11 protein-coding genes are annotated in these 13473 nt (G+C 61.3%); 4 read left to right on the top strand and 7 right to left on the bottom strand.

What is annotated here, in order from left to right; genetic code table 11:
* Positions 1–124: 124 nt before the first annotated feature.
* Positions 125–988 (top strand): LysR family transcriptional regulator, encoded by an 864-nt coding sequence (locus ACVWZP_RS00830; RefSeq protein ID WP_017847522.1) that lies wholly within the window; start codon positions 125–127, stop codon positions 986–988.
* Between the two features lie 176 nt (positions 989–1164).
* Here ACVWZP_RS00830 and ACVWZP_RS00825 read toward each other — a convergent pair whose 3' ends face one another.
* The 7 genes from ACVWZP_RS00825 to ACVWZP_RS00795 all read right to left on the bottom strand — a co-directional run bounded on the left by ACVWZP_RS00825 (position 1165) and on the right by ACVWZP_RS00795 (position 9102).
* Entirely contained in the window at positions 1165–2676 is a 1512-nt protein-coding gene (locus ACVWZP_RS00825; RefSeq protein WP_457369287.1) for a hypothetical protein, read from the bottom strand.
* A gap of 116 nt (positions 2677–2792) precedes the next feature.
* Positions 2793–3170: a hypothetical protein gene (locus ACVWZP_RS00820; protein ID WP_017847524.1), complete on the bottom strand. Its 378-nt coding sequence runs from the start codon at positions 3168–3170 to the stop codon at positions 2793–2795.
* A gap of 248 nt (positions 3171–3418) precedes the next feature.
* Positions 3419–3781: a hypothetical protein gene (locus tag ACVWZP_RS00815; protein ID WP_046382786.1), complete on the bottom strand. Its 363-nt coding sequence runs from the start codon at positions 3779–3781 to the stop codon at positions 3419–3421.
* 2 nt (positions 3782–3783) lie between these two features.
* Positions 3784–4779 carry a hypothetical protein gene (locus ACVWZP_RS00810; RefSeq protein ID WP_457369286.1) on the bottom strand — a complete coding sequence of 332 codons (996 nt, stop codon included), beginning with the start codon at positions 4777–4779 and terminating at the stop codon, positions 3784–3786.
* A gap of 136 nt (positions 4780–4915) precedes the next feature.
* Positions 4916–5980: a lipocalin-like domain-containing protein gene (locus ACVWZP_RS00805; protein ID WP_457369285.1), complete on the bottom strand. Its 1065-nt coding sequence runs from the start codon at positions 5978–5980 to the stop codon at positions 4916–4918.
* Positions 5970–8432: an FtsX-like permease family protein gene (locus ACVWZP_RS00800; RefSeq protein ID WP_457369284.1), complete on the bottom strand. Its 2463-nt coding sequence runs from the start codon at positions 8430–8432 to the stop codon at positions 5970–5972. Before ACVWZP_RS00800 ends, ACVWZP_RS00805 begins: the two co-directional genes overlap by 11 nt.
* 1 nt (position 8433) lies before the next feature.
* Complete coding sequence (locus ACVWZP_RS00795; protein ID WP_017847533.1) at positions 8434–9102, bottom strand: ABC transporter ATP-binding protein; 669 nt, start codon at positions 9100–9102, stop codon at positions 8434–8436.
* Positions 9103–9381: 279 nt separating this feature from the next.
* On the opposite strand from ACVWZP_RS00795, the gene pmrG reads away from it, so the two are divergent.
* The 3 genes from pmrG (at position 9382) to ACVWZP_RS00780 (ending at position 13431) form a co-directional block, all read left to right on the top strand.
* Positions 9382–10062 (top strand): lipopolysaccharide core heptose(II)-phosphate phosphatase PmrG, encoded by a 681-nt coding sequence (pmrG, locus tag ACVWZP_RS00790; protein WP_046382778.1) that lies wholly within the window; start codon positions 9382–9384, stop codon positions 10060–10062.
* Positions 10063–10248: 186 nt separating this feature from the next.
* A complete protein-coding gene (gene arnT / locus ACVWZP_RS00785; RefSeq protein WP_457369283.1) occupies positions 10249–11904 on the top strand; it encodes a lipid IV(A) 4-amino-4-deoxy-L-arabinosyltransferase in 1656 nt (551 codons plus the stop codon).
* A 9-nt stretch (positions 11905–11913) separates the two neighbouring features.
* The gene (locus tag ACVWZP_RS00780) at positions 11914–13431 is read left to right on the top strand and encodes an ArnT family glycosyltransferase (protein ID WP_079444283.1); all 1518 of its coding nucleotides are present in this window, start codon (positions 11914–11916) and stop codon (positions 13429–13431) included.
* Positions 13432–13473 lie beyond the last annotated feature (42 nt).

Genomic DNA, 13473 nt, shown 5'->3' with positions numbered 1-13473 from the left:
TCCCGATTGCAGTGTGTCAGTTGACTGATCGGGTTCTGGCACACCCCCATCGGGAGCAAGCCCCCTCCCACAGTTCTTGAGCGCATTCCACTACAATAGGCCCCCAATCATCCCCGGGGGCTTCATGGACATCGAACTGGCACGCACTTTCCTCGAAATCACCCGCTGCGGCAGCCTGGCCGCGGCGGCCGAGAAACTGCACGTCACCCAAACCGCCATCACCGCACGCGTGAAGAACCTCGAAAGCCAGCTGGACAGCACGCTGTTTGTGCGCAACCGCGCCGGTGCGCGGCTGACCGCCGACGGCGAGGCCTTTGTGGTGTACGCCAACCAGTTGCTGCAAACCTGGGAAGCCGCGCGCCGCGACCTGCCATTGCCCGAGGGCTATCGCAATGTGCTGCATATCGGCGGTGAGGTCAGCCTGTGTAACCCGTTGATGCTCGGCTGGGCCCAGGCCTTGCGCGAACATATCCCAGGCTATGCGCTGCGCACGGAAATCCGTGAGGGCGAATACCTGCTGCGCCAATTGGAACTGGGTGTGCTCGACGCCGCGCTGGTGTTCCAGCCGCAGTACTGGCCGGGTTTGCAGGTGGAGCAGGTGCTGGAAGAAAAGCTGATCCTGGTGCAACTGGTGAGCAAGCCGGGCCCGTATGTGTATATCGACTGGGGCCCGGGGTTTCGCCAGCAGCATGACGCCGCGCTGCCCGACAAGGCCCGCGCCGCGCTGAGTTTCAACCTCGGGCCCTTGGCGCTGCAGTACATTCTGGAGAACGGCGGTGCCGGGTATTTCCGTACCCGAGTGGTGCAAAGCTACCTCGACAGCGGCGTGATGCAACGCGCGCCCAAGGCGCCGGAGTTCAGCTTCCCGACGTTCCTGGTGTACTCACGGGCGCGGGATTCGGCCGTGTTGCAGCAGGCGCTGGAGTTGCTGCGCGGTGTGGTCAAGGCGGAAAGCGACTGGTCGCAACGCTGGGACCCGCTGATTTGAATGTTCACGCCTGAGCCCGTCCTAGCGCGGGTTCGCCTATTGGAGCAAAAACTCGCACATTCGCCACCGCCCGAGAGCATGGCACGCGTGCCGTTGAAACTGGCGCTGACGCCATAATGCAAAAAGGGCATACAGGCGCTCGGCCTGTATGCCCTGGGTACTACCGGTTTACTGCATCAGCTCTTGGTGCTGCTGAGCAGCGTCTGTTTGCACAAGTGGCCGAAGCTGACGTACTCGACATTGTCACCACCGACACCGATGCCCGGATACTCCAGTACTTCCATGCGCCACACGCCGTAGTTAAAGTCGCTGCGCCAGGTGTTTTTGTAGCCCTGGGCATAATCGACAAAAGTGGTCTGGAAATCACCGGAGCACGTGCCCACGTTGATCGTGCCGCTGGCTTGACCCGAGCTGTCGGTGGCTGCCGAGTAGGCCTTGTAGACGATATTGCCGGTGTCCGGGTTGATATGCTGATCGAGATACACAATCGGATGCAGCCCTACCAGCGGCGCACCGGTGCTGTCCGACAGGCCCATGGTCCAAGTCAGATCGCGATAGGCTTGGGTGGTCATGTAGCCATAGCCCACATTGGAAGCGGAGAACGGGATGCGCAACACGTTCGCCTCGCCTTTTACATCAGGGCTGTTCACCCGCGGGCTGGAACCCAGCGACAGGTTGTATTTGCCCGTCGCGCTCCACGGTTCGTTCGGGTGCTGGTTCGGACGCACGCGCACCTTGACCACCCCTCCGACGCCAGGGCTCGGGATCGAGGTCGATAGCACATTCGCGCCCACGGTGACCCACTGCGCGCCATCGAAACGCTCCAGTATCCATTTGCCCCGCGCGCTGCCGCTGGCGGCGTCGGCAGTCAATGCGATCCCCACGCTCTGGCCACGTACTGCGGTGAAGTCGAAGTAATCAACGTCATCGAGACTGTCGGCATTGCCACTGATGTAGTTCAGCGTGTCAGGCAGTTTGAAGGCGGTGTCCGGCGTGTCATTGGGTTCGAAGGCGTCGAGGTTGGTATCGACCGCCACACCGAACTGAAAGCCCGACCCCTGGACCGCCGCGTTGGCTTCCATGAACCAGTAGTAATCACCGGCCGGCACCACGCCGCCAAGGCTCTCATCAGCGGTGCCCGGGTTATTGGAGGTGCCCAAGGGCAGCGGATTGCCCTGGCCGTCGTCCTGGAACAAGGTCAACGACATGTCGGTGCCCGCCGTCTGGCTGACCAGCAGAGCGTTGATCCGGGCCTTCTTCGGCAGGTTGAAGTGGTAGCACAGCAGGTCGCCGGTTTGCACGCCGGTGATCGTATAGAGCGCGTTGACATCCAGCGTGGTTTCACAGCCCTGAACCAGCGCCGCCTGCACTGCAGCAGCCTGTTTGGCAGTGGCTTTCTGTACTTGGGTGACGGGGGCCGGCGCGGTGTTGTCTTCCACCACCGAGTCGGCCTTGGCCTTCGCGGCGAATACCGCTTTCTTCGACTGAGCGCCTGCCCGCAGTTGCTGTTTCAGTGCCGTGGGAGCCTTGTTGGCGGCGATTTTTGCACCGGATTTCAACGCCTGTTTGACGTTGGGTTGAAGCGCTTGCGCAGCCAGGTGAGGGTATTGCTCGGCCAGGGCGAAGGCTGAAACGAAGCAGGAGGCCGCCATGGCTGCACCCAGCAGAAGGTTTTTTTTCGATTTCATTTTTTATCCATCCATAGTTAAAAACTGAAGGTCAGGTGACATCCGGTCACCTGGGATGGACTGTAGGATATTACTGTATGTATGCACAGTATTTTTTGAAAGAAATGCAGTGCCTTTCAGATGATGACGTTGCACCACCTGCGCCAAACCGACCAAACGACCGTTGCGATAGCCCAAATGAACGCAAGGTAATAGGGCCACAACACCCAACGTTTGAGCGCTAAAGGAATAGACGCCAGTTCGGCTTCGGTCACAAGACCGGCTTTCACATGGCGTTTAGAGTCTGCAAGGTATTCAAAAATCAGCATCATGCGATATTGTCTGTCGATCCACTGGTTTCGTCGCCAAAAGCGCTTGTTGTTGCGAACTTCTTCGTTTTCACTGAAGTAACTTTCCAACTCGTCGAGTTTTGTATATTCGGCAAATAGCAGCAGTCCCAAGACGACAGACATCCCAACAAACAACACAATGGAATAAACGAGAAAAAAATCCATGGTTAAGCCCCCTCTGGCTGGAATATCAAATCACCAATGAAGTTGGCGTCGAAATATAGGCAAGCGAATACTGTCCGGACACAAGCCCTAGGGGGCTCAATCACATTTAGGAAGTTGCCTACACAGAAGAAGATCGGCGCCTACAGAAAAGTGCTAATACCTGGTCATCTCCAGAGCCCCTTAAACCTCACCGGCCTTTCCAGTACGGAATACTCAGGTTCATCCAGGTGGCGGTGAGGACAGGTGAGCTACCATCGGTACCAAATTCCCCAAACGACTGATGCGATCAGCCAAATAAAAGAAAGACGATACGGCCAAAGTGCCCAACGCTTGAGGGATATCGGGATTGAAGCCAGTTCTGCCTCAGTCACATCGCCCCTCTTTACATGCAGTTTGGGCATTCCTAACAATTGATTGATCAGGAGCATGCGCTGAAACCTGTCGACCCGCATATTTCTTCCCCAAAAACGTTTGTTATCGCAAACCAGCTTGTTTTCACTGAAGTAGCTTTCCAACACTTCGAGCTTTTTGCACTCTGCGTATAACATAAGTCCCACGCCAACCAGAGCGCCTATAAACAGTAAAATACTAAAGACGAGAAAAAGATCCATAGTCAGGCCCCCTCGGGTTGAAAGATAAAAACACCATCGATCTCTATAATCTTGCCGCCCAGAAATGCACCGGTATCCCCCCCTGCATTTCCTCCTATATACCCTCCCCCGGCGCCGCCGATAATTCCACACGTCAGTGCTCCGGGGCCTTTAGTTGCAATACCCAAAAAAATCGTACAGGCGCGACGCGTAGCAACAGCACCCGCCGCAGTGAGCCAGGATGCTCCTGCCACCCCACCCGCCAACCTCCCCATCTCCACATACTTCGCCCGCCGACACTGCGCCTCCCGCCCCACTACACACGCCTCCTTGATCTCCAAACCCGCTGCGCCCACATCCAGCGCCAGCCCAACATAAGTGCCCTTGCCCAACCACTTCGATGTCTGCGAAATCGCCTTCAAGCGCTGTGCATACCCGGCGATCTCGCCTTTATTCAGATAGCTTTTGGTCGAAATCCCCAGCACCTTCTTCAGCGATTGATTGCCGCGCAATCCCGTGCCAAATCGTGCGGCACCGCGCAGTTGCGTGCCCAGCAGCGCCAGCAGCACTTGGCGCTGGCGGATAAACGCCTGGCGATCCAACCCGCCGGCTTTCAGGCGTTGATGCAGACGTTCGATTTCCTCCAACGTATTCACGACTTCATCCAGGTGTCGCGACCACGCCGATGTCGCACTGCCGATACCTATCGAGCCATACGTCAGAAGGCTCTGCAGCAGGTCGTAGTTATCGATCATCGTCTGTGCAGCCGCAGCGTCCAGCGCCAGGTTGCGATCAATTTCCTCGGCATAACGCACCCACCAGGATTCGTTCCAGGAGCAACTGACGCTCTCGGTGTCTGGAACAATCACCATCCGCCCCGGCGTCACCCACCCGCGGCGCAGGTGATGATTCAACACATCAAAATGGTCAGAGTGCTGGCGGCTCATGCCGTGGCCCATCAGCCAGGTTTTCAAACTGCTGTAGCTGATTGGCTTGTCGTTGATGTATCCCCGCGCCATGCCTTACATCCTTGATGCGATGAAGTTGGCGTCGAAATATAAGCAAGCAAACACCGCCCCGGCACAAGTCCGAGGGGGCTAAATCACATTTGGGAAGTCGCCTACGCAGAAGAGGATCAGCACCTACAGAAAAGTGCTAATACCCGGTCATCTCCAGATACCCAACCCCACCCTCAAACTGCACCGGTCCTTCCCAGTACGGAATATTCAGGTTCATCCAGGCCTTCGGGTTGACGGCATCGGTGGTGATATCCAGCTGCTTGCCGGGAATTTTCAGCGACCAGCGTGTGGGGATACGTCGCCCGTCGATGTCAGTGGTGGCCAGTGGCGTAAGCTGGATATCGGCGTTGTGCAGGGTTTGGGTATGGCCCTCGCGGTCGATCCAGGTGCCGGTGAGATAACCCGTGCCGTCCTTTTGCCTTACGCGAAACAGCATCAGCTGCTCGCCACGGTCCAGGTGCAGGGAAAACCAGTCCCAGCCGGTCTGGCCGGCGGCCAGGGGTTGGCTGCTCCACTCGCGGTCGAGCCAGGCCGGGCCCGTGACTTGGTAGACCTTGCCGTCGAGGCTGACGCTGCCGTTGGCGGTGAAAAACGGCTGGCTGTAGTAGTACGAGGCCTGGCCTTGGTCGGACTTGCGGCTGTAGCCGTTGTCACCTTGCAGCACCAACGGGCGACTGGACGTCAGTTGCAAGTCGTAGGCGAATTGCGGACCGCTGGCCTTGAGCTGCATGTCCGCCAAAGGGCCGGCGGCGCCTGGGCGGGTGGCGAAGCTCCAGTCGTCGATCCACGCACTGAACGGCGCGGCCTGGGCCCCGGCCTGGCCGACGCCGCCACGGGCGTAGCGCTCGGCGGCGTAGTGCCGGGTGGCCGAGGTGACGGCGGCGTGGCCGAGCCAGATCGTTGAGTCGTGCCAGCCCGGTTGCGTCGGCCCGGCCTTGAGGGCATTGCGAAACAAGGTCCATTGCACGCCGAACACATGGCCCTGGGCGTCTTGCAGGTTGGCGGTGACGTACCACCACTCGATGCGAAAACCGGCGTGAGGGCCGTGGTCCTCGGGAAAAGCGAAGACCTTGCCGGGCACCACCTGGGCAAAATCCGCCGCATCACTGCCCAGGCCGGCGAAACTTTCCTCGGGCGCGGGGGCTTTGTCACAGCCGCTCACCAGCACCAGAGCGAGGCACAGCAGCGCCTTAATCTTCATGGGCGAACGTCCTCAGCAAATCCGCCGGGCGACTGCGGTACAACTGCCACAGCGGCCATGCCGACGCCAGCAACGTGGCCAGCAACGCCAGCCCCAGCAGTTGCGCCAGCTGCCAGGGAAAAATATGCAACGGCAGGCGCCAGCCAAACGCCTGCACATTGATCACCGCATCCAGGCACCACGCCAACAGCAACCCCAAGGGCAACGCCAGCAGCAGCGTCAGCACCGCGAGCAGCCAGGTCTGTCCCAGGTTGAGCAGCATCAATTGCCGGCGCGTCACGCCCAATGCCCACAGCGGGGCGAGTTGGCCGAGGCGGCTTTGGCTCTGGGTCAGCAGGCTGATGAACAGCGCCACGCCCGCCACGCCCAGCGTCAGGCTGTTCAAGGCGGCGGTGGCGGCAAAGGTGCGTTCGAACACTTGGCTTGACCAGCCCTTGAGGGTCTGTTGGTCAACGATACGGCTGTCGTCCAGGGTGAACTCGCGCTGCACCTCATGCACCAGCGGCGCCACGTTTTGCGGCAGTACGCGCAGGTTGAAGCGCGCCGGCGACAGCGTCGGCCAATGCGCCAACAGGTGCTGTGCATTGACCAGCACGTGGCCCTTGGGGTTGCCATAGTCGGCGTAGATCCCCACCACCTGGGGCGACCACACACCGTCGGGCGTGGGGATGTTGACGGCGTCGCCCACTTGCACATTCAAGCGCCGCGCCAGTTGCTCGCTGAGCATCAGCGTGTCACTGCGCAGCAACTGGTCCCACGGCGCGCTCACGGCTTCGAGCAACGGCCAATGCTGGCGATAGGTCGGCGCGTCGACCACGCCAAACACATCCGCCGGCCAGCCCTGTAATTGCACGGCGACCTGCCAGGTGGGCAGCACCGCCTGCACCAGCGGTTGTTGCGTGAGCCAGGTATTCAACCGGTCGGCCTGGGCCGGGGTGCTTGGGTTGAGGTACAGCTCGGCGGTGAGGCGTTGTTCCAGCCAATTGCTGAAGGTCAGGCGAAAACCCGAGGTCATGGAACCCGCGCCGATGTTGGCCGCCAGCGCCAACAGCAACGCCATCAGCGCCAGGCTCAAGGCCGGCAACTGTTGGCGGCAGTCGGCGAGAAACCACTGCCCGAGCACCGAGCGGCTGCGTCCCAGCAGCGCTTTCAACAGCGCATTGAGCAGCACCGGCAGCCCCAACGCGGCACCGAGCAGCAAGGCCGCCATCAGCACAAATCCGGCAGCCAGACTGTTGCCCCACCATAGCGCCAACAGTGCGATCAGCAACGCCGCACTCGCCACCCGGCCCTGACGCCGCAACCAGCGCGCATGGGCCTCATGCCAGGCCTGGGGGTTGGCCAGCGCCAGCAACGGCAAGCGCGCCGCGCGCCACACACTGCCGGCCCCGGCGAGCAACGCCCCGAGCAGGCTCAGGCCCAACCCGGCGAGCCACCACCACGGGCTGAGGCTCAACTGCCCTGGCACTTCAGCGCCGTACAGGCCGCGCAGGCTGGCGGCCACATCCGGCAGCAAGACACTGGCGAGCACATAGCCGCTGGCGACACCGAGCACACCGCCAAGCAGGGCCAGGGCGCCCAGTTCCATGCCCAGGCCGAGGAGCAACATCCGCCCGCTGACCCCGCAAGCACGCAAGGTGCGCAGCAGTCCGCGCCGCTGTTCCAGGGCGAGGCCGATGGCGGCATGGACGATAAACAGCCCGACCACAAAGGATAAAAAACCCAGCGCATCCAAGTTCAGGTGAAAGCTTTCGGTGAGGCGCGCGAGGTTATTGTCCTGCGCCTGTTTGAGTTGCAGTCCGGCCGGCGGCGTGGGATGGGTGGCGGCGAACGATGTGTCGAGCAACAACCGCGACAGGCGCCCCGGCATGTCCAGCAACGGTTGGGCAAAACCGATGTCGGTCAGCAACAGGCCGGGGGCCATGTCCGCTTGAACCTGCAACGGCGGCAAGGCTTGCCCGCTGGCCGTCAGCGGCCGTTCACCGGCCTGCAACCCCAGTGCCTGCAAGGTGTGCGGGGCGATCCAGGTGCGCCCCGGCGGGTCGAAGAATGCGACCATTTGCGCCTGGCTCAAGCGCTGCCCCGCCACCGCGCCGCTGCCGGGCAGCGACACCGGATCGATGCCCATCAATTGCAGGCGCCGGTCCTCATGCCCCTTGAGCTGCACCCGCCCTTGCACCACCGGCGACACCGGCCAGCCGGCGCGGCGCAACTGGGCAAACAGCGCCTGGGGGAAGCTGGCACCGTCGGGCATGCTGAGGCTGGCCTGGGGTTCGCCGCCGATCAACTGGCTGGCTCGGGCGTAGCTGTCCCGCGCCTGGCTGTTGAGCACTTGCACCCCGGTCAGCAGCGCGGTGGCCAGCCACAGCCCGGTCAGCACACTGAAAAACTGCACGGGGTGGCGCCGCCAGTGGCTGAGCAACGCGCGTAAAGTCCAATAGAGCACCGCCATCTCAGCCGACGTCCGCAGGCAGGACGTGGCCGCGGTGCAACACCACCTGCCGGTCGAGCCGTGCGGCAATGCGCGGGCTGTGAGTGACCATCAACAAGCTGGTGGGGGTGTCGCGCAACAGGTCCAGCAGCAGTTGCAGCACTTCATCGCTGGTGGCCTCATCCAGATTGCCCGTCGGTTCGTCCGCCAGCAGCAAGCCGGGTCGAGACGCCAGCGCCCGCCCCACCGCCACCCGTTGCTGCTGGCCGCCGGAGAGTTGTTCCGGGTAGCGCTTGAGCAGATCCCCCAGGCCCAGACGCTCGACCAACTGCGCTTGCCAGTGCGGATCAAAGCGCCCCGCCAGGCGCGCCTGGAACGCCAGGTTGTCGTCGACGCGCAAGCTGCCGATCAGGTTGAACTGCTGGAACACCAGGCCGATCTCAGTGCGCCGCCAATCGGCCAACTGCCGCTCGCTCATCTGATCCAGACGCTGCTCACCCACGCGGATACTGCCGCCGTCGACACGATCCAAGCCGGCCACCAGGTGCAGCAGCGTGCTTTTCCCGCTGCCGGACTCGCCCATCAGCGCCAGGCTGCCACCCTGCGCCAAGTGCAGATCAACCCCGGCCAATACCGTCAGCGGGCCCTGCGCAGTGACGTAGCATTTATGGACACCTTGCACTTGCAACATGGGAACGCTCGCTCGCCAATGGACTGCAATCGAGGATAACGGCTGACCGCCCTCGCCACGCAAATTTTTCACATACATTTCACCGGTTACCTACCGACCACCGAATAAAGTGCCGAACAAGCGCCAATAACGCTCAACTTATTAGTTGTCGGCACACATAACTTTTAACGCTCCAGTTTTCAGCAAAAAGACAGCAACTGTATGACAGGCTCTTGCTCCACTACGGGCCCAGTCAAACGGTTGTGCCTGACTAATAAAAAGCTGCCTGACATCCCCACGGTGAATAGTGTGGTTAACCTGACCCTGACCAAACCGCGTTCGTATCAAGCTCGGGCAAAACGCCTGAAAAAACTCTGGCTGGGCACGACAGCACTCGCCCTGTTCGGCACATTGCTGACAGGCTTGCTGGCCTGGCCTGTATCGCCACCGGACCTGAGCACGGCCAATCGCCTGCTGACCTCAGGTCTGCTGGCCAATTGGCGCGATGGCAATCTGGTGGTGCTGGTCCGCCATGAAGAACGCTGTGACCGTTCCTCCAATCCTTGCTTCGGCCCCGCCGATGGCCTGACGATCAACGGCACCCAACAGGCCGTCGAAATCGGCAAAGCCTTTAAAATACTAGGCATGGAGGGTACAGACGTGTTCAGCAGCCCGACCACCCGCACCGCCCAGACCTCGCTGTTCATGTTTGGCAAGACCGAACTGTCGCCAAGCCCGCTATCGATCTGCGGCGATGCCATGGGTGAGGAAATTCTCAGCCACAAGCAACCCGGGCACAACTTTATGCTGATTACTCACAGCGCCTGCATCAGCGACATCGAACGGGACCTCGGCTACCCCCACGCCAAATCCACCGAATACGGCAGCGCGTTATTCGTCAAGGTGCTGGGCAACGGCAAGCTCAAGGCCGTGGGCATTATAAACAGCGGAGACTGGCCAGAGGCGCTCAAGCAACTTTAGACACTTTTACCTACACAAGAGGCAGATGTTCAGCCAAACGACAGCCAACTTCTGGCATGTTTAACTGCGCCTGTTAGTTAAGGACGTCATGAATACTTTCAGCCCATTAGTGAACACTGTGACATTTTATCGCACTTTTTCCTTACATCCTTTTCCTACACTTAAACGTCAAGGAGCGACGTTCGCATGACCCGATTCAAACCCCTTCCCTTACTGCTACTGGCCTTCGTCGCGTTTTATCTCCTGCCCCTGGGCCTGCACGGTCTATGGATACCCGACGAAACCCGCTACGCCCAGATCAGCCAGGAAATGCTCATGAGCGGCAATTGGACCGCACCGCATTTCATGGGCGTGCGTTATTTTGAAAAACCCGCCGCCGGCTACTGGCTGATCGCCCTCGGTCAGGCGGTGTTTGGCCAGAACCTGTTCGGTGTGCGGATCGCCTCCGCGTTGACCGGCGGCCTGAGCGTGCTGCTGGCCTACCTGATCGCCCGCCGCCTGTGGAACGACCCGCGCAAAAGCTTCGCCTGCGCCCTGCTCTACTTGAGCTTCGGCCTGGTGGCGGGGCAAGCCGGCTACTCCAATCTTGATCCGCAGTTCACCTTCTGGGTCAACCTCAGCCTGGTAGCGCTGTGGTTTGCCCTCGACAGCCGCACCCCGCGAGCCCGACTCGGCGCTTGGGCCGTGCTGGGGCTGGCCTGCGCGATGGGCTTCATGACCAAGGGCTTCCTCGCGTGGCTGCTGCCGGTGCTGATTGCCGTACCTTATATGCTCTGGCAGCGGCGCCTGGGTGAGTTGCTGCGGTACGGCCCGCTGGCGATCGTCGTGGCAGTCCTGGTGTGCCTGCCGTGGGTGTGGGCGGTCCATGTGCAGGAACCTGACTACTGGAATTTCTTCTTCTGGCACGAGCACATCCGCCGTTTTGCTTCGGGCACTGCACAACATGCGCGGCCGTGGTGGTTCTTCCTGCCGATCATGGTCGTCTCGTGCCTGCCCTGGGCGGGGTTGCTACCGACCACGCTGCACCAGACCTGGAAAGAAAAGCGCCAACCGGCGACGGCCTTTCTCGCCCTGTGGATGCTGCTGCCGCTGGGCTTCTTCAGCCTGAGCAGCGGCAAGCTGCCGACCTACATCATGCCGTGCCTGTTACCGCTGGCGTTGTTGATGGGGCATGCCTTGATCGATGTGATGCAGCAGGGCAAAACCCGCGCGATCTGCATCAACGGCCTGCTCAACTTCGTGCTTGGCATGGCCGCGATGGTGACGTTGATCTGTCTGCAGATCGGCGACCCGCTGTACGGCAACAGCCACGCCGAGATGTTCAGCCTGTCGTTGACCTTCATTGTGCTGCTGGGCTGGGTGCTGACCAACCTGCTGCAAGCCTTTCGCCCGCTGACACTCTGGGCGACGCCGGCCCTGGGCATCGGCTTGCTGGTACTACTCCTGCCAGCGGGCATGCCGGCGCGGATATCGAATAACGAAATGCCCGATCAGTTCGTGCTTGAACACCTGGATGAACTGCAGCAAACCCAAGCACTGCTGAGCAACGAGTTAGGCTCGGCATCAGCGCTGGCGTGGCGCCTGAACCGGTCGGATGTCGCGTTTTATGACACCGAAGGCGAGCTGCAATATGGCCTGCAATACCCAGATACCGTACAGCGCAAGGTCGGGCTGGATGACGTCCAGTCGTGGCTGGCCGAAGCCCGCCGCCAAGGCGCGGTCGGGGTGCTGATGCGCGTCAGGAGCACCAGCGAACACCTTGAGGAAGGGCAACTGCCACCCGGCGGCAAGCGCTATCGCAAGGGCGACCTGGTGCTCACTATTTATCCAAAACTCCCCTAGGAACCGTCCATGAGTGTCTGGAAAACCGAACGTGGCGCCCTGCTGCTATTGCTGGGCGTGTCGGCCCTGCTCCTGCTGCTGGGCCTGGGCAGTCGCGACCTATGGGGGCCCGAAACCCGTTGGGCGAACATCGTCGTGCAGATGCTGCAAAGCGGTGACTACTTCGATCCCTACCTCAAAGGCACGCCGTATTACGACAAGCCTTTGCCCTCCTACTGGCTGATCAGCGGGTTCGCCAACCTGATGGGCGGCCTGGGGCCGTGGTCGCTGCGCCTGTCGTCGGTGATTGCCGGATGGTTGAGCATCTGGCTGGTGTACCTGATCGGCGAGCGCCTGTTTCGCAAAGGCACCGGGCTGATTGCCGGGTGGATGCTCGCCACCACCTTCTACTTCCTGTTCTGGGCGCGCGTGGCCACGGCGGATGTGCTCACGGTGTGCGGTGTGCTGGCGGCGGTGTGGTGGTACTGGCGCGGGCCGGATGACACACGGCTGTGGCGCTACACGGTGTTTTTCCTGCTGTTGGCCGCGACCTCGCTGTTCAAGGGTTTGATCGGTTTTGTGCTGCCGGGCCTGGTGCTGCTGCCGCACCTGCTCAGCGAGCACCGCTACAAACGTCACCTCAACCTGCGCCTGGTGCTGGCCCTGTTGATTGCCGCCGGGTGCTATGCCATCCCCTTCGTGCTGTCGCACTTCTACGGAGCGCCGACCTACGGCGAAAGCGGCCTGGCCCTGGTATTCCGCGAAAACGTCGTGCGTTTCTTCGACCCCTTCGACCATATGGGGCCGATCTACACCTATCTGATCTACCTGCCCGCCTACACCCTGCCCTGGGCACCGTGCTGGTTGCTCGGCCTGTGGCTGGCCGTGCGGCATTGGCGCCAGACCCCGCCCAACGTGCGCTGGCTGGTATGGGGCCTGGGCCTGCTGTTCGTGTTCTTCACCGCCAGCGGCAGCCGCCGCAGTTACTACGTGCTGCCGCTGGTCCCGTTCGCCCAGTTGCTGGGAGCCTGGTGGCTGAGCGAACGGCTGGCGAAAAAAACCGCTAGCTGGCCGCGCTGGCAGAAAGGCTTTGGCATTGCCGCCGCACTGATGCTGCTGGTGCTCGGCGTGGTGTACCCGTGGACCAACGGCAACGGCGGCGTGACGCGTTTCGTCGAGGACGTGCAAGCTCAAGCCGAGAAGACCGCGCCATGGAACCAATGGCAAATGGTGCTGGTGGAAGTCGACAACAAACTGCCGATGTACCTGCAAAACGGCGGTCAGCCGTTCTACTACGTCGCCGAAACCCAGGACTTCCCCCGCCAGGGCGACAGCGCTGCGTTCATGACCTGGCTGGAACACACCAGCGGCCGCCGCTTCGATCCGCAACACACGATTATCATCGCGCAGTACTCCAAGGACGATCCCACGCCCTTGGCCTACCTGGGCGCGGATCATCAGGTGATCACCACCCAGCCTGACAATGGCGAGCGGCTGTTTCACCAGCGTGCGGGGGGGAGCGTGGCGTTTATCCCGATGTCGCGCTGACCTGCCCGCCCCTGGCGCTCGACGACAGCCAAAGCCACACGC

The sequence above is a fragment of the Pseudomonas sp. TE36184 genome, from assembly GCF_054060055.1.
The sequence above is the reverse complement of the archived record's forward strand: the minus strand, read 5'-3'. Positions and strand labels throughout refer to the sequence as shown.